General features: G+C 71.4%; 19 protein-coding genes. 5 read left to right on the top strand and 14 right to left on the bottom strand.

Annotated elements, in window-relative coordinates:
* The 3 genes from AB0367_RS16370 to AB0367_RS16360 form a co-directional block, all read right to left on the bottom strand.
* The coding region (locus AB0367_RS16370) for a transposase domain-containing protein (RefSeq protein ID WP_366227114.1) at positions 1-300 on the bottom strand (300 nt) is incomplete at its 3' end.
* Positions 301-714: 414 nt separating this feature from the next.
* Positions 715-1083, bottom strand: a complete 369-nt coding sequence (locus AB0367_RS16365) for a group 1 truncated hemoglobin (protein WP_366227113.1) — start codon at positions 1081-1083, stop codon at positions 715-717.
* 490 nt (positions 1084-1573) lie between these two features.
* Positions 1574-2455, bottom strand: coding sequence for a LysR family transcriptional regulator (locus AB0367_RS16360; protein WP_366227112.1), 882 nt, complete (start codon positions 2453-2455; stop codon positions 1574-1576).
* Between the two features lie 83 nt (positions 2456-2538).
* On the opposite strand from AB0367_RS16360, the gene AB0367_RS16355 reads away from it, so the two are divergent.
* Positions 2539-3759 carry an MFS transporter gene (locus AB0367_RS16355; RefSeq protein ID WP_366227111.1) on the top strand — a complete coding sequence of 407 codons (1221 nt, stop codon included), beginning with the start codon at positions 2539-2541 and terminating at the stop codon, positions 3757-3759.
* Positions 3760-4183: 424 nt separating this feature from the next.
* On the opposite strand, the gene AB0367_RS16350 is transcribed toward AB0367_RS16355, so the two are convergent.
* Entirely contained in the window at positions 4184-4729 is a 546-nt protein-coding gene (locus AB0367_RS16350) for a carboxymuconolactone decarboxylase family protein (RefSeq protein WP_366227110.1), read from the bottom strand.
* A gap of 277 nt (positions 4730-5006) precedes the next feature.
* Here AB0367_RS16350 and AB0367_RS16345 point away from each other — a divergent pair, with 277 nt between their 5' ends.
* Positions 5007-5312 (top strand): hypothetical protein, encoded by a 306-nt coding sequence (locus AB0367_RS16345; protein WP_366227109.1) that lies wholly within the window; start codon positions 5007-5009, stop codon positions 5310-5312.
* Positions 5313-5428: 116 nt separating this feature from the next.
* Here AB0367_RS16345 and AB0367_RS16340 read toward each other — a convergent pair whose 3' ends face one another.
* The 4 genes from AB0367_RS16340 to AB0367_RS16325 all read right to left on the bottom strand — a co-directional run bounded on the left by AB0367_RS16340 (position 5429) and on the right by AB0367_RS16325 (position 14212).
* Entirely contained in the window at positions 5429-6793 is a 1365-nt protein-coding gene (locus AB0367_RS16340; RefSeq protein ID WP_366227130.1) for a cytochrome P450, read from the bottom strand.
* A 2-nt stretch (positions 6794-6795) separates the two neighbouring features.
* Complete coding sequence (locus tag AB0367_RS16335) at positions 6796-7326, bottom strand: flavin reductase family protein (protein ID WP_366227108.1); 531 nt, start codon at positions 7324-7326, stop codon at positions 6796-6798.
* A gap of 98 nt (positions 7327-7424) precedes the next feature.
* A complete protein-coding gene (locus AB0367_RS16330) occupies positions 7425-13229 on the bottom strand; it encodes a type I polyketide synthase (RefSeq protein ID WP_366227107.1) in 5805 nt (1934 codons plus the stop codon).
* Positions 13226-14212, bottom strand: a complete 987-nt coding sequence (locus AB0367_RS16325) for a DUF1702 family protein (protein WP_366227106.1) — start codon at positions 14210-14212, stop codon at positions 13226-13228. The genes AB0367_RS16330 and AB0367_RS16325 overlap by 4 nt, the downstream gene beginning before the upstream one ends.
* Before the next feature lie 291 nt (positions 14213-14503).
* Between AB0367_RS16325 and AB0367_RS16320 the strand changes: the two genes are divergently transcribed.
* Together AB0367_RS16320 and AB0367_RS16315 are read left to right on the top strand one after the other, a co-directional pair.
* Positions 14504-15034, top strand: coding sequence for a DUF5987 family protein (locus AB0367_RS16320; protein WP_366227128.1), 531 nt, complete (start codon positions 14504-14506; stop codon positions 15032-15034).
* Positions 15031-16668 carry a GMC family oxidoreductase gene (locus AB0367_RS16315; RefSeq protein WP_366227105.1) on the top strand — a complete coding sequence of 546 codons (1638 nt, stop codon included), beginning with the start codon at positions 15031-15033 and terminating at the stop codon, positions 16666-16668. Before AB0367_RS16320 ends, AB0367_RS16315 begins: the two co-directional genes overlap by 4 nt.
* A gap of 671 nt (positions 16669-17339) precedes the next feature.
* Here the strand turns inward: AB0367_RS16315 and AB0367_RS16310 are convergent.
* From AB0367_RS16310 to AB0367_RS16300, 3 genes are all read right to left on the bottom strand, one after another.
* The gene (locus tag AB0367_RS16310) at positions 17340-17987 is read right to left on the bottom strand and encodes a MerR family transcriptional regulator (RefSeq protein ID WP_366227104.1); all 648 of its coding nucleotides are present in this window, start codon (positions 17985-17987) and stop codon (positions 17340-17342) included.
* 353 nt (positions 17988-18340) lie between these two features.
* Complete coding sequence (locus AB0367_RS16305) at positions 18341-19417, bottom strand: carboxymuconolactone decarboxylase family protein (RefSeq protein ID WP_366227103.1); 1077 nt, start codon at positions 19415-19417, stop codon at positions 18341-18343.
* Between the two features lie 9 nt (positions 19418-19426).
* Positions 19427-20260, bottom strand: a complete 834-nt coding sequence (locus AB0367_RS16300) for an AraC family transcriptional regulator (protein WP_366227102.1) — start codon at positions 20258-20260, stop codon at positions 19427-19429.
* An 807-nt stretch (positions 20261-21067) separates the two neighbouring features.
* Between AB0367_RS16300 and AB0367_RS16295 the strand changes: the two genes are divergently transcribed.
* On the top strand, positions 21068-21508 hold the full coding sequence (locus AB0367_RS16295; RefSeq protein WP_366227101.1) for an acyl-CoA thioesterase: 441 nt from the start codon (positions 21068-21070) through the stop codon (positions 21506-21508).
* 109 nt (positions 21509-21617) lie between these two features.
* Here the strand turns inward: AB0367_RS16295 and AB0367_RS16290 are convergent, their stop codons facing one another.
* The 3 genes from AB0367_RS16290 to AB0367_RS16280 form a co-directional block, all read right to left on the bottom strand.
* A complete protein-coding gene (locus AB0367_RS16290) occupies positions 21618-22202 on the bottom strand; it encodes a copper resistance CopC family protein (protein ID WP_366227100.1) in 585 nt (194 codons plus the stop codon).
* Positions 22203-22210: 8 nt separating this feature from the next.
* Positions 22211-22708, bottom strand: a complete 498-nt coding sequence (locus tag AB0367_RS16285) for a hypothetical protein (RefSeq protein ID WP_366227127.1) — start codon at positions 22706-22708, stop codon at positions 22211-22213.
* Positions 22709-22883: 175 nt separating this feature from the next.
* A complete protein-coding gene (locus AB0367_RS16280; protein ID WP_366227099.1) occupies positions 22884-23831 on the bottom strand; it encodes a hypothetical protein in 948 nt (315 codons plus the stop codon).
* Positions 23832-23881: the final 50 nt, after the last annotated feature.

Genomic DNA, 23881 nt, shown 5'->3' with positions numbered 1-23881 from the left:
CCGCGCGCGGGTCAGGGAGGAGATGGCCGGCCGGGTCAGGGACAGGCTCGTCAGGGCTGTGGTCAGCTTGTTCCAGGTCGCTCGGTAGGAGCAGTCCTCGAACAGGGCCAGGGCCAGGACGAAGTACACCACGACCCGGGAGGGCAGCAGCCGCAGCCGCCGCTGCCGGGTCCCGGTCTCGTCCAGTACCGCGTCGACCAGGTCGAAGTCGACGATCTGGGTCAGTTCGCCCAGATGGCCTGGGGCGTACACACCCCCGGCTACCTCGATCGTGCGGGTGATGACAGACTTTTCCTGCAACGGGACTCCTGGAACCGATCAAGTTGCTCGACACAAGTTGATCTACCAGAAGTCCCGTTCGCATCTGCAGGCCCCCTTGACACCGCCGCCAATCACCAAACGCAACGGCGTTGCCGCAGAGTGCCCTCGGTGATCTTGAAGTGTCCGGCGAGCCCGAGCAGCAGCGACGTGCGCCCGCTGCCCGGCGGGCCGGCGACGGTCACGAACTCCCCCGCCCCACGGCCAGGTCGACGCCGCGGAACACCCACCCGCGCCGCGTACGCGCCCCCAGCCCCTCGGCGACGAGCACCTCGTCCGCCACGGCAGCCTCCCATGTTTGTACTGACCAGGAGTCTAAAAACATGGGCGCGGCGTTCCGCTATTCCGTCACCACGGTTTGTGTCCGGCCTCACGCCATACGGCGCAGGGCGGCGGTCAGCCGGACAGCCCAGGCGCCGAGACGATCTGTTCCCGCAGCGGGGCGAGAGCCGCTGCGATCTCGGCGATCCGGTCGCCCGGCACGCTCAGCTCGGTCAGGGTGTCCGCAAGGTGGGCCACCACGGCGTCGAAGTGGGCGTCGGTGAGCCCCAGTCCGGCGTGGGCCGCGGCCATGTCGCGCCCGGCGTAGACTTCCGGACCGCCGAGGGCCGCGGCGATGAAGGCGCGCTGGTGGGCCTTCAGACGGCTGATGTCCACGTCGGCGAAGAATCCCGCGAGCCGGGAGTCGCCGAGGACCCGGGTGTAGAAGCTCTCGACGGCGGCCCGGACGGACTCCGCACCGCCGATCCCGTCATAGATGCTCATGTCGCCTCCTGCCTGCACGGCGACGCGGACGCGCGCCGCCGGCGGTCGTACGGCGACCGTAGCGCCGGCCCGTTACCCCGGTATTGGTGCTACGCAACATCCGTGCTACAAACCCCGCACTTCGCCTCCGCCCGGGGAGCTGAGCTGCCGGCGGGGCCGTGGACAGTGACCAGGATGAGCGCGGCGTCGGCCCAGAACGAGACCGCGGCAAGGACCAGTGCCAGGTGCAGGCCAGGCATCAAGCCGGCACGGTGGCCGATCACGACCAGCAGGAACCGACCGCCGCGGCAACGAACACGCCAGCCAGCGCGACGTTGACGATCGTGCCGTGCCGCGGGCCAAGACGGCGGGCACGTCCGCTAGCGGTTGCGCCGCCGACGCCCGGACGTCGATCACCACCCGTCACGCTTCGTTCCGGCCTGACATGCGCCTCTCGTACCGCTGACCCGTGCGACGCGGTGCTGCCCTTCGTCGTGGCGGTTGCCGCCGGTCAGCGGCGGTGGTCGTCGACGAGGTCCAGCAGGGCGCGCAGGGCGGCGCTGGGGCGGCGGGCCGAGGCCGTGGCGATGGCGAAGTTCCAGCTCAGCCGGGCATCGACCGGCACGACCCGAAGGCCCGGCTCGTCGCCGACCGAGAAGCGCGGGATGAGCGCCACGCCGAGGCCCTCCCGGACGTAGAGCCGAACGGTGGCGATGTCGGCGACCTCCAGGGCCACACGGCGGCTCAGGCCGGCGGCGGCGAAGCCCCGGTCCACCGCGGTGCGGTTGCCGTACCCGGGCGGCGAGTCGACGAACGGCTCGTCGGCGAGGTCGGCGAGGGTCAGCCGGGGACGGCCGGCGAGCGGGTGGGCCGCCGGCAGCACCGCGACGATCGCCTCGGCGGCCAGGGTGCGCACCGACAGGCCGACAGGCGCGCGGCCGGACAGCGACAGGAACGCGACGTCGAGCTCGCCGCCGAGCAGGTCGGCGGCCAGGCCCGCGGAGCCGGTCGGTGCCGCGCGCAGGCGCAGGTCGACGGCCGGGTGCTCGGCGCGGAAGCGGCCCAGCAGGCCGGGCAGGTCGACGAAGCCCACCGAGATCAGCGTGCCGATGCGCAACTCGCCGCGCAGGCCGCCGCGGACCTCGGCGACGGCGTCGCGGGCGGCCTGAGCGGCGTCGATGGTGGCGCGGGCGGCCGGCAGCAGGGCGGCGCCCGCGTCGGTGAGGACGACCCGCTGCGAGCTGCGCTCGAACAGCTGCGCGCCGAGCTCGCGCTCCAGGGCGCGGACGGCGGCGGAGACCCCCGACTGCACCACGCGCAGCCGGTGCGCCGCCCTCGTGAAGTTCCGCTCCTCGGCGACGGTCACGAAGTACACCAGATGCCGCAGCTCCACGGCCAGCATCATCGCACTCTGTGATGCTCTCTAGCACAAAGATTCGTTGTCGGTGCTGATGTCGGCGGAGGACATTGGGGTACATGACTACCGTCCTGTCCCGCCCGGCACCTGCGCGGGCCGCCCGCGTCCGCGGGTTCAGCCACGAGCAGGGTTTCTGGGCGATCGCGCTCGCGTTCGCCGCGACCCTGGCGTTCAGCGTCGTGCCGACCCCGCTCTGGGCGCTGTACCAGCGCCACGACGGGTACTCGACGATCGCCGTGACGGTCGCGTTCGCCGCATACGCGTTCGGCGTGATCGTCAGTCTGTTCCTCGCCGGCCATGTGTCGGACTGGCTGGGCCGCCGCCGCGTGCTGCTCCCGGCGGTCCTGCTGGAGGCGGTCTCGGCGACGCTGTTCCTGACCTCGACGTCGCTCGGCGTGGTGATCGTCGCCCGCGTACTGTCCGGCCTCGGCATCGGCATGATCACCGCGACGGCGACCGCGCACCTGTCCGAGCTGCACGCCGCCGCCCGCCCCGCCGCCGGCCGCGCCCGCGGCGACCTGGTCGCGACCGTGGCCAACCTGGGCGGCTTCGCGTTGGGACCCATCACGTCGGGCCTGCTGGCGCAGTACGTGTCCGCGCCGCTGCGCACGCCGTACCTGGTCTTCCTGGGACTGTTGCTCGCCGCCGCGCTGGCCGTGTCGCTCGTGCCGGAGACGGTCACGGTGCGCTCGCGCCGCTACCGCCCGCAGCGCGTGAACATCCCGGCCGAGGCGCGCCCGCGGTACTTCGCCGCGGCCGCCGGCGCCTTCACGTCGCTGTCGGTCCTGGGCCTGTTCACCTCCCTGGCACCCGCGTTCGTCGCCGGCACGCTGCACCACCCGTCGCGCGCCCTGGCCGGCGCGGTGGCATCGCTGGTCTTCGGCAGCGGCGCGCTCGCCCAGGTGCTGCTGCGCCGCCGTGCCACACGCGACCAGCTGGCCGCGGGCCTGGCCCTGGTCACGCTCGGCCTGGCGACCCTCACCGCCGCGGTGTGGGCCGAGTCCCTGCCCGCGTTCCTGGCGGGCGGCGTGCTGGCCGGCGCCGGCGCGGGCGCGCTGCTCAAGGGTGCGATCTCCACCGTGGTCGACCTGGCACCGCCCGCGATCCGCGGCGAGGCCCTCGCCGGCCTGTTCCTCGGTGGGTACCTCGGCCTGGCCATCCCGGTCCTCGGCCTGGGCATGCTGACCCAGCTGGTCAGCGCGCCGGTGGCGCTGCTGGGCTTCGCCGCCGCGATCGTGACCCTGGCCGCCGCGGTGAGCCGGCCCCTGCTCCGCGCGTAGTGCACAGGATTTCCGGATATGTCCGCCACCGCGTGACGGACATGTCCGCTATTTACCACTGAAGTCCCCGGCGACGGCCGCCACGGCGAAGGCCGGCGGCGTGCAGTGTTGCGCGGTGAGGGCGCGGCGCAGCCGGCGGCGAGGACCAAGCCGACGGCGAGCGATAGCAGCAGGTTCGGCAGACGTCGCATGACGGTGTGACAACGGACGCCGGCAGCACCGCGCCGAGGACCTCGAGCAGGCCGGAGAACACCGGTGGGGCGTCGCTTCCGGCGTTACGGCAAAGGCCAGACCGAACTGGGCCGGGTGTGCGACCGCCCAGCACCGCGGCACTCGGCACAGCGCCACAGCCGCGCTCCAGCGTCGCCGCGCCCGGGTCGCGGCCCGCAGCCGGTATTTGCGGGCGGCCGGACCGGCGGCGCTGTCAGACGCCGTAGCCGACCTCCACGATCCGCTTGGCCTGCACCGCGTAGGCCTCGCGGTCCTGCGGCGCGAACGTGGCCAGGCCGTCGACGTAGCGGTTGAACATGCAGAACGCGGCCGCGATCAGCACCGTGTCGTGGATCTCCAGGTCGGTCGCGCCCTCCTCGCGGGCGGCGGCGACGAGTTCGTCGGTCACGTTGCGGCCGCCGGCCTGCACGGCGCCGGCGATCGCGAGCAGGGTGCGCAGCTTCGGGGTGATCGGCGCGGTCTCGTCGTGGGCGTGCACCACCCGGTCCACCAGCTCGTAGCCGCCGTCGAGCTGGGCCGCGGCGAACGCGGAGTGCGAGGAGCAGCAGAACGTGCACTCGTTGCGGCCCGACACGTAGGCGGCGATGAGCTCCCGTTCGCCCCGGGTCAGCGAATGCGGCCCGCGCAGCAGTACCTCGGCCAGCTCGTTGAGCGGCTTGGCCGTCTCCGGCCGGTACTTCATGGGCCCCGTGATGCCGGGGAACTCCTGCTCGTCGACGCCTAGGTCGATGTGGGCCATCGGGATCTCCTCACGTCGGGGATGTCGCGGCGGTGGTACGGGGGGGGCGAGCCGTCCGCTGGGCATGCGCACGACCCGCAGGATCGCTGACAGCCGACACGGCCGGGGCCGCCGTCGACGACGGCGCGGCCGCGCGAGCCTCCACCGCTCGGAGGCAGCTCGCTCGTCACGCCCACCACCATCCCAGAGCGACGGCGGCGAGGGTTCTTCCAGATTGCGCCGTGTCAACGCCGTCGTGCCCGGCGGCCGGGGTCGTGCGGTCCTCCGCAGGCGTTTCGTGTCAGCGTTTCGTGTCTCCAGGGCACTGCCCGGCGGCGGCACCGCCGTCACGCGGTGGCGTGCAGCGCGGTATGCGTGGCGGCGCGCGGCGTTGGCCGCCTTGCCGACCGGGGGTGGGCGACTCGCGCTGTCCGGCCACGGCGGCGGCGCTCTCGTCGGCCCAGCGTCCGACGGTCAAGGTGACGACGCGCCGCTGGAGGGCCTCGCGCTCGCCGGTCGCGATCCGCCGGCACCGGCCGGGTTCGGTTCCGGTGCCGGCAGCATCGTCGTGGCCGCCGATCAGTTCCTGGGTCTGCCGCTGTGACGATCAGCCGGCCGCCTGCCGCGCCCGCGACGCCATCGACCCGGATTCGCTTGCGCCGCATGGCCGCCCGCTGAAACCGTCTCCCGCCCGCAGGACCACCCTGGCGCTGACGGCGATCACCGCGGCGGGGCGTCCGCGCTACGTACCGTCATGGGCAGGCCGCCCCTGATCCGCAGCGACAACATGGGCTCCGGCACGACCTCGTATCCGGCCACCTTGGTGAGCGTCAGCTCGCGGGCCAGCATGGAGATCACGAAGACTGCCTCCATGAGGCCCAGGTGGTTGCCGACGCAGAAGCGCGGTCCGGCACCGAACGGGATGTAGGCGTAGCGGGGGCGGCCGCTCTCCCGCGCCGGGTCGAACCGGTCGGGATCGAAGCGTTCGGGGTCGTCCCAGAAGTCTCGGTGCCGGTGCAGCGTGTACGGGCAGATCAGCACGTCCGCGCCGCCGTCGATCTCGTACCCCCCGACGACGTCGGCGGCGAGGGCCTTGCGCGGCAGAATCCACACGGGCGGGAACAGCCGCACGACCTCGTCGATCACCATCGAGGTGTAGCGCAGGTTCAGCAGGTCGGCGAAGGTCGGCAGGCGGTCGCCCAGGACGGCGACCGCCTCGTCGCGCAGCCGTTGCCGGACCTCGGGGTGGCGGTCGATGAGATACAACGTCCAGCTCAGTGTGCTGGCCGTCGTCTCATGACCGGCGAGCAGGAGGGTGACGAGTTCGTCGCGCAGTCGCTCGCGCCCGACCTGCGGATCGTCCTCGCCGCGGGCGGAGACGATCAGCCGGGACAGCACGTCGTCCCGTTCGCCGGTTCTGTCGCCACGCTCGGCGACGAGCAGGTCGACGATGTTCTGCAGGCGGCGGCGCGCACGCCGGAACCGCAGCTGCCGGGGCAACGGAACCCACGGCGGCACGGCGTTGAGCGACGCCAGCTCGAACATCGCCTGGTCCTGCACCACCGCGAAATCCTGGCCCACCGTCGGGAATCGACTGAGGTCGGTGTCCAGCAGGGTGCGCCCGAGGACCCCGAGGGTCAGCCCGGTCATCTCGTGCAGGACGTCGACGGGTCCCTGCCGGCCGAGGTCGCGGAGCCGGTCGACGAGCTTCGCGGCCTCCGCCGCCACCGCACCGGCCTGTTCGGCGATGCGCCGGCTCTGGAACGCCGGCTGCACGACCTTGCGCTGCTTTCGCCAGGACGCGCCTTCGCTGGTGAGCAGCCCGTCACCCAGGGCCCGGCGAGCGTGTACCAGGCCGATGCCCTTGTGGTAGTTGGCCGCGTTGTCCGCGAGGACGTGCTTGGCGTGATCGGGGTGGTTGAAGAAGTACAGCTCCTTCGGCCCGACCGGTAGCCGCGCGGCGTCGCCGTAGCGTGCCGCGGCGGACGTCATCATCCCGAGCCGGTCGCGGCCCATGGTGATGAGCAGGCTCACCGCGGAGGCCTTCGACGGGCCGGGAGGATACTGCCGGCGCCGGTCCACCATGGTCACGACGCCACCGCCGCGCTGGGTTCCAGGGCCGGCCGGCGGAACTTGCCGCACAGGAACAGCAGCGCGTCCTCGCTGAAGCGTCGCGTGGCGAGCAGCCGGCCGACGAAGACGGTATGGTCACCGCCGTCGTAGGAGCGCCAGAGCTCGCACTCGAAGTGGGCGGTGGCCCCGGCGAGCAGGAACGCGTCGGTGCATCGCCCCGGCAGCCAGTCGGTGAAGTCGAACTGCTGTCTGCCGAGCGGGCGGCTGCGGTCGGCGTAGTACCGTGCCACCGGCTCCTGGTGTGCGGCGAGCACGGACACGGCGAAGCGGCCGGAGCCGGCGAGCACGTCGTGCATGAGCGCGTCGCGGCCGACGCACACCAGGATGAGGGGCGGGTCCAGCGACACGGTGCTGAAGGAGTTCGCCGTCATCGCGTGCGGGGTGTCGCCCCCGACCGTGACCACGGTGACGCCGGTGGCGAACGCGCCGTACACCTGCCGTAGCAGCGCCGGGTCGCTCACCTCGCCGATCGGCTCCGCGCTCATCGCCGGGCATCCACGGCGCAGGACTCCATCGCGCGTTCCAGCGCCGCCGGCACCCGGGCCGGTCCGGTTCGCCGCAGCTCGTCGTCGGTCTTCATGGATCACCCCTCCGCTTCGGTAAGGACCGTGAACACCACTGCGCCCGCGACACCGCGAAGACGGGTGACGAATGACGCGACCCGGGAATCGCCGGCCTTGAACAGCACCCAGCCAGCACGCGGGCTGGGCACCAGGACCAACGGCCCCCGGGTCTGCATGCCGGCCTTCTGCACGCACTCGACCGCGGTCCACACCCGGGTGGCGGCCGTGTCGGCGTCCTCACCGGTCTCCGCGGCGGTGAGCCGGGCGAGCTCGGCGTTCGGGCCGAGCAAGCCGTCCCAGACGTCGGCCGGGCGGTGGACCACCTCCTCGACGTCGCAGCCGAGCAGGCCTCGGGCGACGACGGCCGTGGTCACGCCGGCCCCGTGCGAGATTGAGAGCGTCTCGTCGCCGGCCACCGTTGGGCGGCCGTCCGGGCGGTAGGTGACGTCGACCGGGCGGCCGAACGCGTGACCGGCGGTGACCCGGCTCCTGGCCCGCCGCGCGGCGAGCGGCTCGTCCCGCGACCCGGCCGGCTCGATGGCCACCGCGACGCGAGCACCCACGGCCTCACCGAGGACCCGCTCCAGGTAGGGAGCGAGCAGCGGCGCGGCCCAGGGACCGGCACCGTCGCGCTTGCGGACGGCGCGCAGGCGCAGACCCTCCCACCGTTCGACGATCACGCCGGCTTCCGTGCGAAGGGCGATGTCGTACACGTAGGTGTCGCCGTCGCGCGAGCGTTCGGTTGCGCAGTAGCGAAGCTGCCGGGCCGCGGACAGTTTGTCGCCGCCGGGATGGATGCGTTCCACACCGGCCGGCAGCAGCGTGCCGTGCGGCACGCACACCTGGTTGCCGTGCATGAGCGCGTCGCGCACGCCGGGGTCGCCGAGGACCAGGTGGCCGGGCAGGTAGGCGGCGAACCAGTTGGTGGTGTCGTCGGCCTCGAGGACCGCGTCGACGTGGCGGGCCGCGGCCCGGTGGTACTGCTTCACCCGCTGGAACCGGCTGCCCTGGAAGAGGATGCTGCCGTACAGGTCGGTCGCCGGGCTGATCGAGACCAGCGGCAGACCGTCCTGGACCTGCTCCGGCGGCCCCGCGGCCGGCACGGTGCTGCCCCCGAGACGCAGCCGCGCGGTGAAGTGGTCGGCGACGAACCCCGTCTCCTCGCTGCGGATCGCGACGTCGACGGTGTCCTCGTCGCTGACGAGCGCCGCCACCCGGATCCGGGTCCGTCCGCTGGGTGCCACGATGATCGGCCGCAGGAATTCGGCCCGCTCGATGACGGGCACGACGTCCGTCCCGGTGACGGCCACCGCCGCCTGGGCCATCGCCTCCATGCCGAACACCGCCGGGAACAGCAGGTTGCCGTCGAGGTGGTGGTCGGCGAGGTACAGGTCGGTGGCCTCGCTGAGCTCGGCCTCCACGACCAGCTCGACCTGGTGGTAGCGGACGAGGTCCCGTTCCAGGAACCGCAGCAGCGGCAGGTGGGGCAGGTGGTACCGGACCGTGTGCACACCTTCGGTCCGGCCGCTGATCACCACGACCTGCGGCGCGTCGGGATCGGAGATCAGCCGCCGCAGGATGGCGATGCCCTGATCGGGGGTGATGGGGGTGACGCCGTCGCGGGTCAGCGACTCGACCACCGACAGTCGCTCACCCATGCCGACCCCGGACCAGACCGACCATTCGAGGCAGAGGCTGCGGCAGCCGGGGAACCGCCGCCCGAAGGCGACGGTCTCCTCGGCCATCCAGTCGTTCGCCGTGGCGTAGTGCGCCTCTCCTCGCAGGCCGGCCCGGCCGATGATGCTGCCGAGGGTCACAAGCAGGCGCAGTCGCGCCGGTTCGATGGCGTCGAGCACGGCTCGCAGGCCGCCGACCTTCGGCGCGATGGTGCGCCGTACCGTGTCCAGGTCGAGGCCGGCGAGACCAGTCGGCTCGTTGCGGCCGGCGCCGTGCAGTACGGCGGTGATCGCGCCGAGCTCGTCGGTGAGCTCCCGGACCGCCCGGCGGGTGTCCGCGGCATCGGTGACGTCGGCGCGGGCGTAGCGCACGGTGACACCTGCCGCGGCGATCCGTGTCAGGTTCGCGGCCAGCTCGGGGTCGTGTGCCGGGTCGGACCGGCCCAGCAGCGCCAGTTTCGCGCCGCTGTCGGTCGCCATCGCGAGGGCGCACTCGGCCGTGATGCCCTTGCCACCGCCGGTGACCAGCAGGACGTCGTCGCCGCCGAGGGGCGGGACCGAGGCCTGGGCGCGCACCGGCATGGCGCGCAGGGTGGGCACCCGCCGGACCCCGTCGAGGTCGTAGAACGCCTCCGAGAAGGAGTCGGTGGCGGCGACCTCCCGCACCACCCGGTCGATGGTGTCGTCGTCGGCGGGCAGGTGCACGATCGTGACCCGGACGCCGGGTGCCTCCAGGCGCAGGGTCTTGGCGATGCCGGCGGCGCCGCGGCCGTGCCCGACGAGCACGAAGCGGGTGCTGCCCGCGGCCAGCGCCTGCTTGGCACCGTCCAGCGCCAGTTGCAGCGTGTCCTGCGTGCAGTCCGGCGGCATGCAGACGAGCACCCCGGCGCCGAGCTGAGCGCCCTCGAGGGCCTCGGCCAGTCCGGCGGCGAACGGGCAGTCCGGTGCGGCGTGCACGCGCCACACACCACCGGGCTCGGTACCGGCGCGGGGCGGCACGGCCACCTCGTCGAGGTCCAGGCGCCACGGCCGGGCCCAGGACGCGACCCCGGCGACGGACGGCGCGGCCGTCGCGTCGCTGTTCTGCGCGGTCTGCGCCAGCGTCTCAAGGGTCGCGGCCAGTTCCCGCACGGTCGCCGTCGCGAAGTTGATCGGGATCTGCGCCGGTGGCACGCCCAGCTGCTGCGCCAGCTGGTTGACGACCTGGCCGACCGTGATCGAGCTCAGGTGCAGGTCGTCCAGCAGCCGGCTGTCCGGGAGCACGAGTTCCAGCGGCAGCTCGGCGCGTTCGGCGGTGAGCCGGCGCATGAGCTCCTCCGCCGACTCCGCGGCGCCGGCGCTCGCTTCGGTGCTGGCGCTCGACCCGGTGCCGTCCTCGATCGTTCCGGACGGCGCTGTGGTGGCGCCCGACGCGCGGGCGACGGCCGGGTCCAGCTCGGGCGCGTCCTCGCACGGGCTGGTGAAGAACGAGAACTCGGCGCCGACCTCCAGCGGCCGCACGAGGCGCCCGTGGAACAGGGAGGCGCTGACCGGTGCCGCGCCGACGACGAACGCCGCGCCGACGACCGTCAGCAGACCCGCCAGCGACTCGCTGTCGGTGTCCAGCGCCACTGCGGGCACGTCGGTCGCGGCGCGCGCCAGCCCGGTGAGGACCCGGCCGGGCCCGACCTCGACGAACAGGTCGGTGTTCTTGGCCGCCAGCGCGACGGCCTGGCTGAACAGCACCGGGTCGGTGATCTGGCGGTGCAGCAGTGTCCGCACGTCGGTGTCGCCCGCCAGCACGTCGCCGGTGACCGTGGACACGACCCGCCGGCCGACCGGCCGGAAGGTCTCCTCCCCCAGGGCAACGGCGAACGCGTCGGCGGCCGGCGCCACGAGCTGGGAGTGGAAGGCGTGCGAGACCGACAGCACCGTCGCGTTCACGCCCGCGTTGCGGGCGTTGCGGCACACGGCGTCGACGGCGTCGACGGGCCCGGAGATCACGGTGTGGCGCGGGCCGTTGTAGGCCGACACCACGACGGGCTGACCGGCGACCAGCTCCCCCAGCGCCTCGGGGGCGATGCCGATGTCCGCCATCGTCCCGGCCCGGCTGTGGGCAGCCATCGTGCGGCCCCGCAGGTAGGCGATCCGTAGCAGCCCCGCCTCGTCGATCGCGCCCGCCCACTGCAGCGCGACGATCTCGCCGAGGCTGTGCCCCACGGCGCTGGACGCCTCGATGCCGAGCGCGGACAGCGCCTGGCAGCCGGCGACCGCGCCTGTGACGATGCGCGGCTGCGCGACCTCCGTCGCGACGATGTCGCCGTCGACCGGCAGCGCGGCTCGCAGGTAGACCTCGTCGACCTCGGTGAACCTGCGCCGCAGTGCACCGCCGCTGACGCCGCGACCGGAACCCTGTCCGGGGAACAGGAAGCTGACACGGCCAGGACCGCTGACGTGGCCGAGCATGCAGCGCCCGTCCGGGCGGATCATCGTGGTCTCACCGGCTGTGGCGGCGTCGCGCGCCTGGGTCAGCAGCCGCGTCGCCTCCTCCGGGGACGACACGACGACCGCGGCACGGAAGGCCCGGTCGCGCAGCTCCTGCTGCAGTTTCGCGGCGAGATCGCCGAGCTGCGCGTAGGAGATCGTCGGGACGAAGTCGATCAACTCGGTGAGCCGGGCGGCGAGCTCGGCGGAGGAGGCGGCGTCGACCGCCAGGAGCTCCGCGTCCTGCGCGGAGGCGGCCAGCATGCCGACACGACGGTCTGGTACGCCGCGACGAGGTCCGGGACGCTCCAGGACGATGTGGGTGTTGATCCCGCCGAAGCCCATCGCGGTGATCCCGGCCCGGACCGGCACGTCGTCCGGCCACGCCTCGGCCTTGCGCAGCGTCCGCAGTCGGGCCGTCGCGCTGGTGAGCAGTTCGTGCGGGTCCATCGTGCCGATGCTCGGCGGCAGGACCTCGTGGTGCACGGCCATCGCCGCCTTGATCAGCCCGGCCACCCCGGCGGCCGCCTTGGTGTGCCCGATCATGCCCTTGACCGAGCCGATGACCGCCGGCGGCGCATCGGGATTGGCAGCCTCGCGGGCACCGGACAGCGCCGTGAGCTCCGTGGCGTCGCCGACCTTCGTACCGGTCCCGTGGCCCTCGAAGAACCCGACGGTGTCGATGCCGAAGCCGGTCCGTGCGTACGCGCGCCGCAGCGCGAGCTGGTAGCCGCTGACCTCCGGCCGGGTGATGCCGCCGCGGCCGTCCGAGGAGACTCCCCAGCCCGCGATGGTCGCGTAGATGCGGTGACCCGCCTCGACGGCTTCGCTCTCGCGCATCAGCACGACCATGCCGCAGCCCTCACCGGGCCAGAACCCGTTGGAGGCCCGATCGTAGACGCGCATCTCGTTGGCGGCGAGCGCACCCGTCTTCGCGAACCCGATGACCTCGAACGGGTCGACGGACAGGTCGACCCCGCCGGCGACCGCGACGTCCAGGTCGCCATCCAGCAGCGCCTTGGCGGCGGTGATCACGGACAGCAGCGAGGAGGAGCAGGCACCGTCGACGGTGTAGCCGCCGCCCTTGAGGTCGAAGTAGTTGCAGATCCGCCCGGCGATGGTGTTGGACAGCGCCCCGGCGAGGGTGTCCTCGTCCACGGCGGGGAACGGGCGCTTGAAGGTGGCCTCGAAGTCCTCGAGGAAGCCGGCGAGCTTGTCGTCGTCCCAGTTCTGCTGCCGCAGAACCGCGGCGACGGTCCGGCGCACATACGGCCAGCGCAGCCGCAGCTGGTTGGCTCGGGAGAACTCACCGGTGAGGGTGTTGCCGACCACGACGCCGGTGCGTTCCTGCGGCAGCCCGTGCCCCATCGGGAAGCCGGCGTCGGCCAGCGCGGACGCGGCGGTGTCCAGCGCCAGCCAGTGCGACAGGTCCGTGGACCGGAAGGTGCTGCCGGCCACCTTGTAGGCGATCCGGTCGAACTGATATCCCTCGATGACCGCGGCGTTGCGGGCGGTGAAGCGGTCGGGTGCGGCGGGGTCGGCGTCCCAGTAGTCGTCCAGGTTCATCCGGACGTCGGGCAACCGCCGGAAGGCCCGCCTGCCGGCGACGGCGTTCTCCCACAGTTCGTTCGGTGAGGTGGCATCGGGATACTGGCAGGCCATTCCCACCACGGCGATCCTGGTCATGCTGTCTCCGCTCTCGTCTCGCTGACTACCGCCGCCAGGGCGGACCTGCAGCGCTGCCGCCAGATCTCATACGCCGGCACCACCCCGTCGGCCGGAAGACCGACCCGCGCCTCGTCGGTCAGCCGGGTGGCGGCGCTGACCGACAACCCGCACAGCACCTGGGCGGCGAGCTCGTTGTGTGGCATCACCAGCCCGGCCCGCTCACGCGCCGCGGCCGCGAACGCGGCCCCCTGCGCCAGGTCCGCCCGGTATTCGCCGGCGGCGGCGCACAGCCACCGCATTTCCTCGGCGCTGCCTCCACCGGCGTAGGCCACGGCCAGCCCGGCGCCCGCGTAGAGGTCGGGGCGGCGGTGCTCGGGGAACGTGTCGAACAGGCGCACCAGGTGCTCGGGATCGGTGCCGGCCACGAACCAGGTGGCCCGGCCGATCCCCTGGTCGATGGCGCGGACCGCGTAGCCGTTAGCGGCACCGGCGGGCCAGGGAAAGCTCGCCTCGCGGAAGCGCTGGTGCACGTACCGGGTCGTCTTGAAGTACGCCTGGTGGAACCCGTAGCCGTCCAGGACGAGCCAGCGCAGCAGGGGGTCGGGGGCGTACAGCCGGGCCCACAGCGGGCGGGGCAGCCGGGCCATCGCCCAGCCGACCCCGACGTATGCCATGTAGACGTGTTCGTCGTGGTCAGCCAGGAACCGGCTGACGTGGGCGTACCGCCGCCCGGGCAGGGCGTCGCGGATCGCGAACGCCATCGCGGCGCCCTCGTACGCGAATCCCCGGTACGCCGCCGGGGTGGCCTCGACAACCGGCGCGGCCTGCGGCGGGCCGGTCGCCTCGGCCGCGGCCGCGAACCCTCCCAGGAAGGAGCTGCCTACCGTCTCCAGCCGCTCACGCGACGGCTCGTCCTTGAGATGAAATCCCCGCACCTCGATTTTCGTCTGTGCGACATCAGGCGTCAAAACACGGCGTCGAAGTCTCTGCCAGGCTCTCATTGGGCTCCTCTGACAACGCTGCTTGGACCATTTTTACGCCTTGTCGCGGCCAGACACTTCTCCTCCAATGCGGCGGTGAGCGGCCGTTGCCCCGAACTGGATAGTGGCAAGTGCGGAGATCCACGATCTGCCGCGACCGCCTGCGGACAAGGGGCGCAACGCAGGAGGTGAGCCGGTGCCGTGCGCACGGACACGATGACTGCCATCGGTTCAAATGGGAGAACCGGCCCGCCGAAGAACAGGAGGAAAGTCGTGCAATCCGATGATTCGGCGCAGTATCGGGATCGAACCATGGTGATCGAGGCATTCGCCGACACCATTATTCCCGGCGAGAAGCGCACGCCCGACGATCGGGCGATCGCGGGCGTGGACAGCGATGGTGGCTCGGTGGCCGCCGGCGCCGTCGAACTGCTGGAGCTGCCTGCGGGCGGGCTCGCCCCCGCGCTGGAGTCGATCGCGGTTTCGCTCAACATCCACGCCGAGGACTACGCCCGAGACCGCGGGCTATCGCTGGACACGGACGTCCCGCCGTTCGTGGCGCTGCCGTTCACGGACCGCACGGCACTCGTCCAGCAGCTCACCCAGCCGGATCATCCGGAGAAGCAACTGTGGGTGGGCCTGGCCCTGTTCTGCAACATGGCCTACGACAGCGCGCCGCACCTGCATACGGCCGAAGCGATCGCCGCCGGGCATCCCGGGCTGCTGGCGATGCGCTACGCCACACCGGGCGCCGACGGTCTCTGGCGTTTCCCCGACTTCTCCTACGGCCGGCAACTGGCCGACCTCCACCCGAACACCACAACGACGGGTAGCCCCTCATGACGAGCATCGAATCGACCGACGTCCTGGTCATCGGCAGCGGTTTCGGCGGCGCGATCGCCGCCTACCACCTGGCCGCCGGCGGGGCGCGGGTCACCGTCCTCGAACGTGGGCCCTGGCTGCGGGCCGACGAGTTCGACCACGACTTCAAGCTGGGCTCGTCATACACCCGCGCGTTCGACTTCGTCATCGGCGACGGCATGAGCGTGCTCGGTGGCAACTGCGTGGGCGGCGGCAGCGTCGTCTACTTCGCCACGATGCCGCGGGCACCGCGTTTCGTCTTCGAGCGCCACGGCAGCATCGGACGGCGGATGTGGCCGGCGTCGATCTCCCGCGACACGCTGGACCCCTGGTACGACAAGATCGCCGAGGCGCTGCCGATCACCCAGCAGACCTGGGACAAGGTGCCGTACGGCGGAGGCCTGTTCGCCGCCGCCTGCCGCCACGCCGGGCGCACCGCGAACCCGGCACCCTCGGCGATCGACGTGGACGAGTGCACCAACTGCAACTGGATGATGGCCGGCTGCCGGTTCGACGCCAAGCGGTCGCTGCTGCTGAACTACCTGCCGGCGGCCGTGGCGCACGGGGCTGAGATCCGGCCGTTGCACGAGGTGCAGGACATCTCCCGCAACGACGACGGCAGCTATCGCGTGCGCTACCGCATCGTCGACGCGGAGGACTATCGCATCCTGCACGACACGGGAACGATCGATGCCAAGATCGTGGTGCTGGCGGCGGGCGCCGGAGCTACGCCGGTGATCCTGCAGCGTTCCGAGAGCGCGCTGGGCCCGATGCCGCACGCCGTCGGCCGGTACTTCTCGGGCAACGGCGAGCGCCTGAACACCGCCGTGTTCGACGAGGACCGCGTCCGCGACGTGCTGGGGCTGTCGCGTCGCGACGGCCGGGCCTACGAGGCGTACCAGATCGGCCGCGGGCCTACCGTGGCGAGCTGGGACCGCCTGGATGCCTCGCTGCCGGAATTCGAGAGGTACTCGCTGGAGCAGCTCTACTTCCCGCCCGCGCTCGGGACGATCCTGGCGCAGGTGCCCGACACGGACGGTCCGGCATGGTTCGGCATGGGCAAGAAGGAGATGCTGCGCCGCTGGCAGTCCTGGTTGACGATCTTCATCATGTCCGAGGACGACAACGAGGGGGTCTTCGGTCCGCCGCCCGAGACCGGCAACGCCCACCGCTTCTCGCAGCAGATGCTCGGTCACGGGTCGCTGCGGTACCGGCCGACCGCGAACACCCAGCGCGGCTGGTCGCTCGCCGACGCCGACATCAAGGACATCCTGGAACGCGACGGGCTGTCCCGGGTGATGCCCTGGACCAACGACCTTGTCGGCGCCTACACGGTGCACCCGCTCGCATCGTGCCGGATCGGCGACGACCCGGCGACCTCGGCGCTGGACGACCGGCACGAGCTGCGCGGGCATCCCGGCATCTTCGTCACCGACGGCTCGGCGGTGCCGGGCGCCCTGACGGTCAACCCCGCCTCGACGATCGCGGCGCTCGCCGAACGCGCCATGCCAGGCATCGTCCAGGCGGCCCGGGAGCGTGGCGTCGAGGTCAGCTACGGCGCGCCGTCGCCGGACGGCGAGACCGCGGGCCGGCGAGCGGTCGCCCGCCACCTCTGACGTGCCGTGCCGGCGGGCCGCTGGCTCGCCGGCCAGCCGGGCACGGGTGCCGCAGACGGATGTCCACCCGTCAGCGGCGCGGCGACGAGCGTTCGGACTCGTGTCGAGGTGGTGCCGCAGCGAGGCGAGGTGCAGGCGCCGGGCGGGCCCGGGCATCGGTGGCCCGGACATCGGTGTCGATGTCGTCTGCGGGTGTGACCGGCATGGTTCCAGCGCATGGTTCCAGCGCATGGGTCGGGCCGGCACAGCGCGCCGGGCCGGCCTGGGCCAGGCGCCTGGGCCCGCGTCCCTCGGCACACGCCCGAGCGCACACCCCGCTTCCCGGCCCGTGTTCCCGCCCGTGTTCCCGGCCGTGTTCCCGGCCTGTGGCGCCGTGCTCGGCGCAGCCACCCACCCCGTTTCCGGGCCGGTCCCGCACCCCGCGCCCTCGGCCACGCCGTCCGGTCCTGCCGCGGGCCGGGAGCGGCCCGCCTGCACGACCCAACACCGCATTTTCGAAGTGGCCATCTGGCCTTCGTTGCCCGACACTCAACGCGCAGGCTGATGTTGCATTCCATCGCGAGATGACGACAAGGGAGCTCCATGTGGCCGACGACGGCAGCCCCGCCGGCACTGGGCTGCGGGAGCTCGAGCGGCATGGCGGACGATGCTCGACCGGCCCGGACGGCGGGCTACGCGGGCTCGATTCCGGCGGTGTGGCCGAACCGGGTGACGACGTGGTGTTCCTGGGCCATCCGCCGGATGGCGGACATGGCCGCCTCCAGCAGGACCGTGCGCACCACGGCGGCCGCCCGGTCGTCGGCTTCGCCGTCGCAACGCAGCAGGTCGAGCTCCTGGACGGCCATGCGTTCAGCAGCCTCGGCATACTCGGTGAAGAACCCGATGTCGCACTCACATCCCAGACGTCGAAGGGTCGACAGCACCAGGGCCAGCCGGTCCCGGCCGGGAGCGTCGGGCTTGACCTTCCAATGACGTTCGTCGAGGAACGCGTCCACGTCCGACCGGGCGAGCGCCACATCGCCGTCACCGTTCGCCGACCGCTCCTGCGGCGACAGCGTCCGGTCAACGAGTTCGTAGAGGTCCGGCAGCGGCAGCCGCTGGTTGTCGATGGCACTCAGCAGTGCCCGGACCAAGGTCAGCTCGAGGCCGCCGATTTGGGTGAACGCCCGGATCAGCGCGAGACGCCGCACATGGGTCTCGTCATATCTGGTCTGGTTACGGGCTGTCGGCGTTCCTGGAGGCAACAGCCCCTCACGCAGGTAAAACTTGATCGTAGCAACGGAGAGGCCACCCTGCCTACTAAGGTCCGATATGCGCATTGAGCTCCCTCATCCGCGACCACGACTCGCATGGCGCCGATCTTAGAGCAGGCGACCGGCGAGACCTAGACGGAGATCGACATCACCGACGACGCGCTGAACTATCAGCACGCTGACTGCCGTAAAACACAAAATTGGTATGCATCTATAAGTTAACCTCGCCCGAATATCGACTGATGCATCGGCATTCGGCCTGGATTCCCACCCTCAGCACTATTTTCCTACGGAAGATGGGAATTCGCCGTCTTCGAGGTTGCGACCCGAACTCGCGTGCGGCTGACCAGCCACGACGTCTCACACCGGCAGGCCCGCTACGGCATCGGGTCAGCGGCATCAGGTCACTTGGCATCGGGTCACTCCACGCGCTGGTGCGTCACCATCCAGCTGCCGATGCGTCGTGCGGCCGCCATCGAGGCCCACGACGTCAGCTCGACGAGCGCCCGATCCTCAGGGTGCGCGCGGCGGAAATCCGCCACCACCGTCGGACCGACCTGGTACGCGGCGAACGCGGTCAACAGCGCCAGCCGGCCTGACGGACGATCCTGCGGGCGCAACTGTGCCACGGACTCGTCCGCCCAGGCGGCGCTGATCCCGGGCGGCACACCGTCCCATCGCGCCAGCCGGGCCGACACGAGGGCCCGCACGGCGGGCGGGGCCGAGCGTTCACCGGCCGCCTCGATCGTCCGGCCGGCACGGGCGAAGGCCGTGGCCAGACCGGGCGAGGATGCCATCCACGGCAGGTCCGGCAGCACCGGCGCGTCCGGCAGCAGCTTCGCCGCGGCGTCCGCCGGGCGGGTGCGCCTGACCGTCGGCGCCATCGTCCAGCCCACCAGCCGCCGGACACCGCCGCGGAGCCCGGCCGGCACCCGCGCCGGGATCGGCGACTCGGGGAGGAAGACGCTCACCATACGGTTCAGGTAGTGAAACGTCACCGCGACCGCCGCGAGCTCGGCCATGACGTCGTCCGGCACCGCGAGCGGGTGCCGTGCCGACCCGTCGGCACCGGCGCTGCCGGCGGCCCAGGAGGCGACGGAACGCAGGACCGGATCGCCGACCGACGCGGCGCGTCCGGCGCCGATGGCCATCGCGTCGCGCGAGCGGACCAACCCGCTGAGCGTGGCGCTGTGCACGTCGGCGCAGTACGGGCAGGCGTTGGCCACGGACACCGCCGCCGCGACCGCCTCCTTGGCGGCGCGCGGCGCGCGCCGGGTGGCCAGCAGGGACTCCCGCAGGATCAGCCAGGCCGCCGCCATGACGTCGGGCGCCGGCGAATGCAGGCTGATCGGCGGGGCCAGCATGCCGAAGTCCCGTTCGACCTGCCGGTAGACCTCGGCCACCAGCCCGCGTGCGGCCGCCGGGTGGACGGGCGTGACGTGCCGGACCTGCGCCAGCGTGCCACGCCTCGTGGCACGGCTGAGCAACGCGCCCATGGCGGACGTCTACGCCGCGGTCTGGCCGGCGGCCATCACGGGCAGCCGGGCCATCTCGGACTTCACCCGCGCCATGGCCAGCTTGCGGGCGTCCAGCAGCGCGAGCAGCACCGGCGGGTCGAGGAACCGGACCGGTTTGAGCGCCAGGTCCGCACGGATCGTCGTGTCCCTGCCGACCACGAGCGGACCGAACGTCGCCACACAGACCCGGGGGTTCAGTGGGTCGAGGTTCGCGTTGGCGTCGTCGTCGGCGATCGACTGGGCCAGGACGTACCACGTGCCCGGGGGGATCGCGTCGAACTGGTAGCGCCCGGGCCGGGTGAGCACGGCGCAGCGAATCGGCTGGCCTTCCGGGATACGGTCAGGAAACAGCCCGACGAAGGTAAGCCCGTCGCGGTCGCTGTGCGGTGGCCAGACCCATCCGTGGACCTGCGCGGTCGAGGACTGCCCGGCGGCGAGCGCGGGACCGGTGCGGATCTGCTCGGCGAAGCCCGCGCGCTGCCGGTACACCGTCGGCGGCATGCCGACGCTCCGGCTGAACCGCGAGCTGAAGGTGCCGACGCTGTTGTAGCCGACGCTCATGCTGATGTCAGCGACGCTGAGCGAGGTCGACACGAGCAGCCGCTTCGCCTGCTGCAGGCGCAGGGCCGAGAGGAACCGCCCCGGCGAGACTCCGGTGGTCCGCTGGAAGATCCTGGTGAAGTGGAACTTGCTGAACATCGCTGCGCGGGCTAAGTCGTCCACCGTCAACCGCTCCCCGAGGTTCTGGTTCATGGTGACGATGGCGCGTTCCACGGCTTGTTCAATCGGGCTGTCCGAGATTTTGTCGACCGAGAGTTCCATGACGCCCCCTGATAGGCTCCGAATACTTGCAATGTGTCCGGCGTGATGGGATTCAGGTGAATGCAACGCCCGAGTCGGGTCGGAAACACGACCGGCGGGACACTTGACCGCTGTGAAGAGAATTGCCAGAATCCGCTCGTTCGGCCCCACAGAGGACCGACAACCTATTTGCAGAAGCAGCGAGCCATCCCGCTAAAGGCTGCTGCATGGATCACATGCAGTCAACCTCGTAAATTGCTTGATTGCCTGGCGCCGAGGCTACCCGAGCGATGATCGGAAGACAACACTCGCAGCCGGGCCCGGATACGCCGGGCACGAGCCCGCGCTCCCGACCCCTCCCGGCCAGCCTTTTCCCTCTTCAGAGGGGGTGCGTGCGGATTACCATGACATGGATATCGGCACGATCCGGTACCGATAGTACTCATCGCGAATCGCCGATCACCGAGCCCGGTGACACGCTCTTTCGCCATACCCCTCCGCTTGGTACCGTTGCCGCCGGCCTGCTGGTCAGCACGTCGCGGAAGGCCCTATCAACACTCACCGTGATGGCCGTCGGCAAGTTTGAAGGTGACAGACATCCGCTCGCTGCGTAGATTGGGCGAAGGATCGTCAATTCCCGTGTGACGAAAGGCGAATTGTGCCGCCGACCCATTCAATGCATTCCGGCAACGCATTCTCACCGGGCACATCCTCCAAGGAGAAGGCGATATCCGGTGGTCCCGTGATTCGAGGACCTCGTCATTCATCCGCGCGTGGGCAGTCGGACCCAGTGGTGTTCGCCGTCCTGAGTGAAGGGCGTGCCTAGGCATGGACAAGTATTTCGAGCACCCGCACACGGTTGGCTTCGAAGAGACCAACATCGTGGGCAACGTGTACTACGTGAACTACCTGCGCTGGCAGGGCCGGTGCCGTGAGATGTTCCTGAAACTGCACGCACCGGACGTGCTCGACGACCTGCGCCAGGACCTGAAACTGTTCACGCTCAAGGTGCATTGCGAGTTCTTCGCCGAGATCACCGCGTTCGACGAGCTCGCGATCCGCATGTACCTGACGGACCTGGCACAGACCCAGATAGAGTTCAGGTTCGACTACGTCCGCCTCGACCCCGGCGGCGGGGAAACCCTGGTGGCGCGCGGCGGACAGCGGGTCGCGTGCATGCGCGGCCCGAACACGCAGACCCAGCCGAGCCGGATCCCTGAGGCTCTGCTGCGCGCGCTGCAGCCGTTCACCACCGACCGGCGCGCCTGAGCGCGACTGCCGGATCCAGTGTGGACGGTCGGCCGGGCGCCGATCGGATCGGCGGTGACACGAAGAGAAGCCCAGCCGGGAGGCCGGGCTTCTCTTGTATCCTGGTCGATCAGACCTCCGGAGCCGGGCCGGGACGCAGGCGCCGCACCGGGCCGGGCCGGCTGATCAGCAGCAGCCCCGCGCCGAACACGACGAGCACGTCGATCAGCAGCAGCGTGCCACCCAGCGGGTCCACGCCCCCGTGCTGGTGTGCCGTGGCCGACGCGAGCTCGTCGTCCTGCACGCTGCGTGGCGGGACCGACGGCGCGACGCCGGTGCCGATACTGAACCGGGCCACCCCCACCGCGTCGTCGCCGTTGGCGAGCACCACGTGGTACACGACGGTGAAGTCACCGTTGGTGGTGAACGTGACCGGCAGGTGCAGCGTGCTACCGACGGCCCGTGCCTCGACGCCGGCGGTGAGGGCCTTTCCCGTGCCGTCGCGCACCGTGACGTGCGACGCGTCGGCGTCGGGCGGCCCGGTGCAGGTGAGCACGATCTCGGTCGGTGTGGCCGACAGCGCGGTGGCGTCGGCCGGATCGACCGACACCACCACGATGTCACGTGCCTGCGCGGACGCCGGCCACAGCGCGAGCGCGCCGGCGAGCGCCACGAAGGCGCCCCACACCGCCGCGCCACGCCTGGGCCGTGGCATCGCGTCCGTCACTGGGCCGGGACGAGCAGTGCCCGCCGTGGCCCGCTGACGCAGCTGCAGGCCGTCTGGTCGAGCTCGACCCGGTTGGGGCGCAGGTGCAGGTACACGGCGATGACCATCGGGATGAACACGATCGAGTTGTAGAACAGATGCAGTTCCACCCGGGGGTAGACGAGCTGCAGCACGCTCGTCGGCACCGCCTTGCCCCACAGGAAGTGGCCGGTCTGGGCCTGCAGCAGCAGCAGCAGGTGCTCGATGTGGTGCCAGAACTGGATGGCCAGGGCGACCGTCCACCAGACGCGGCCCCGGCCGACGAAACCCGGGCGCAGCAGGAACAGCCCGACCAGCATGATGAGGGCGTAGCCGTAATGCATCCACTCCGACGAGACCAGCCACGGGAAGAACTCCCCCAGCACGCCGCGGGCCTTCGGGCGCGGCCAGCCCAGCACCCAGATCTGGTATGCCTGGGCGATGTGCTCCGCCCAGTGTGCGAGCACGATCGCCATGAAGGTGTTGAGCGCGAAACGGTGACGTGCGCTGTTGAGAACGGAGAGAGCTCCGGGAGACCCGGAATGCGCCACGGTGCTCGACACGATGACCTCCAGACGAAACTTGGACACAGCCTGCGAACGACGGTAATTGAGCGTCATCAGTCGAACGACTTCGAGAATGCTGTGCGGATCAGGAGTTGTACGGCATGGTGGGGAACCAGCCGAAGCCGAACATCGAGGGCAACCGCACGTCCCAGTACACGACGGTGAAGACACCCAGGGCGAGCAGCAGCACGCCGGAGACGAGCGCGGCCCGGCGCGGGCTCCCGGCCAGCCAGGTGATGTACCGGCCGCGGGTCAGCAGGGTCGCCAGCGCGAAGACCACCAGCACGAGGGTGACGTTGCCCAGTGACTGCAACACGAACGCGGCGGCGCCGAACAGCGGGTTGTCCGTGTCGGCCGCGTAGTGGAACAGCTTGTTGAACAGCGGGTACGGCCGGCCGATGAGGAACCCGCCGATGAGCGCGCCGAGCACGACGACCCGGGCGGTCGGACGGTGCGCGAACACGTCGCGCACCACGCCGAGGGAGGCGAGGCCAAGGTACACCAGCGCGAGGCCGATGAGGCCGAAGACCACCGACGACTGGATGAGCCGCACCGGCATGCCGCCGACCGTCCCGGTGGACAGTTGCGGCAGTCGCTCGCCGAGCAGCACACCGACGAAGCCGTACGTGGCCGAGACGGCCACCATGCCCGCCAGGAGGTACGCGGTCGGGCGCAGCAGGGTCCGCAGCACGCCGGAGGCGCGACCGGACCGCTCGGCCCCGGCGGAGGTCAGCGGCCCGACGGCGGCCGCCATGGCGATGTTGCAGGCGGTGAACGTGCCGGCCAGGCCGGACACGAACGCGAAGAGGAGCCCGGCGAAGGTGCCGGCGATGGCGGACTGCTTGGCATCGTGGCCGAGCAATGTGTTGGCGACGTTGTCGCCGATCTCCTTGTCGACCAGCTCGAACGACCACAGCACCGCGAGCGCGATGCCCGCGGCGACGCTGAGCACGACGGTGAGCAGGACGTTGCGGGGGCGAGAGGCGGCGCGAAGCGCTTCATCGCGCCGAAGGACATCGAGGTGCGAGGTCATGTGGGCTCCCTGGATGCGCTGACCCGCCCGATTGCGGGCCCCGTCGGACC

Source organism: Dactylosporangium sp. NPDC051484 (assembly GCF_040689395.1).
Classification (GTDB): domain Bacteria; phylum Actinomycetota; class Actinomycetes; order Mycobacteriales; family Micromonosporaceae; genus Dactylosporangium.
This window is presented reverse-complemented; position numbering and strand designations above follow the sequence as displayed.

Coding starts and splice junctions, on each gene's coding strand:
- AB0367_RS16365 (WP_366227113.1), bottom strand. CDS start 1,083: ATGAGCATCTATGACGGGATCGGCGGTGCGGAGTCCGTCCGGGCCGCC.
- AB0367_RS16355 (WP_366227111.1), top strand. CDS start 2,539: ATGACTACCGTCCTGTCCCGCCCGGCACCTGCGCGGGCCGCCCGCGTC.
- AB0367_RS16350 (WP_366227110.1), bottom strand. CDS start 4,729: ATGGCCCACATCGACCTAGGCGTCGACGAGCAGGAGTTCCCCGGCATC.
- AB0367_RS16340 (WP_366227130.1), bottom strand. CDS start 6,793: ATGGTGGACCGGCGCCGGCAGTATCCTCCCGGCCCGTCGAAGGCCTCC.
- AB0367_RS16335 (WP_366227108.1), bottom strand. CDS start 7,326: ATGAGCGCGGAGCCGATCGGCGAGGTGAGCGACCCGGCGCTGCTACGG.
- AB0367_RS16330 (WP_366227107.1), bottom strand. CDS start 13,229: ATGACCAGGATCGCCGTGGTGGGAATGGCCTGCCAGTATCCCGATGCC.
- AB0367_RS16325 (WP_366227106.1), bottom strand. CDS start 14,212: ATGAGAGCCTGGCAGAGACTTCGACGCCGTGTTTTGACGCCTGATGTC.
- AB0367_RS16320 (WP_366227128.1), top strand. CDS start 14,504: ATGGTGATCGAGGCATTCGCCGACACCATTATTCCCGGCGAGAAGCGC.
- AB0367_RS16315 (WP_366227105.1), top strand. CDS start 15,031: ATGACGAGCATCGAATCGACCGACGTCCTGGTCATCGGCAGCGGTTTC.
- AB0367_RS16310 (WP_366227104.1), bottom strand. CDS start 17,987: ATGCGCATATCGGACCTTAGTAGGCAGGGTGGCCTCTCCGTTGCTACG.
- AB0367_RS16305 (WP_366227103.1), bottom strand. CDS start 19,417: ATGGGCGCGTTGCTCAGCCGTGCCACGAGGCGTGGCACGCTGGCGCAG.
- AB0367_RS16300 (WP_366227102.1), bottom strand. CDS start 20,260: ATGGAACTCTCGGTCGACAAAATCTCGGACAGCCCGATTGAACAAGCC.
- AB0367_RS16295 (WP_366227101.1), top strand. CDS start 21,068: ATGGACAAGTATTTCGAGCACCCGCACACGGTTGGCTTCGAAGAGACC.
- AB0367_RS16290 (WP_366227100.1), bottom strand. CDS start 22,202: ATGCCACGGCCCAGGCGTGGCGCGGCGGTGTGGGGCGCCTTCGTGGCG.
- AB0367_RS16285 (WP_366227127.1), bottom strand. CDS start 22,708: ATGGCGATCGTGCTCGCACACTGGGCGGAGCACATCGCCCAGGCATAC.
- AB0367_RS16280 (WP_366227099.1), bottom strand. CDS start 23,831: ATGACCTCGCACCTCGATGTCCTTCGGCGCGATGAAGCGCTTCGCGCC.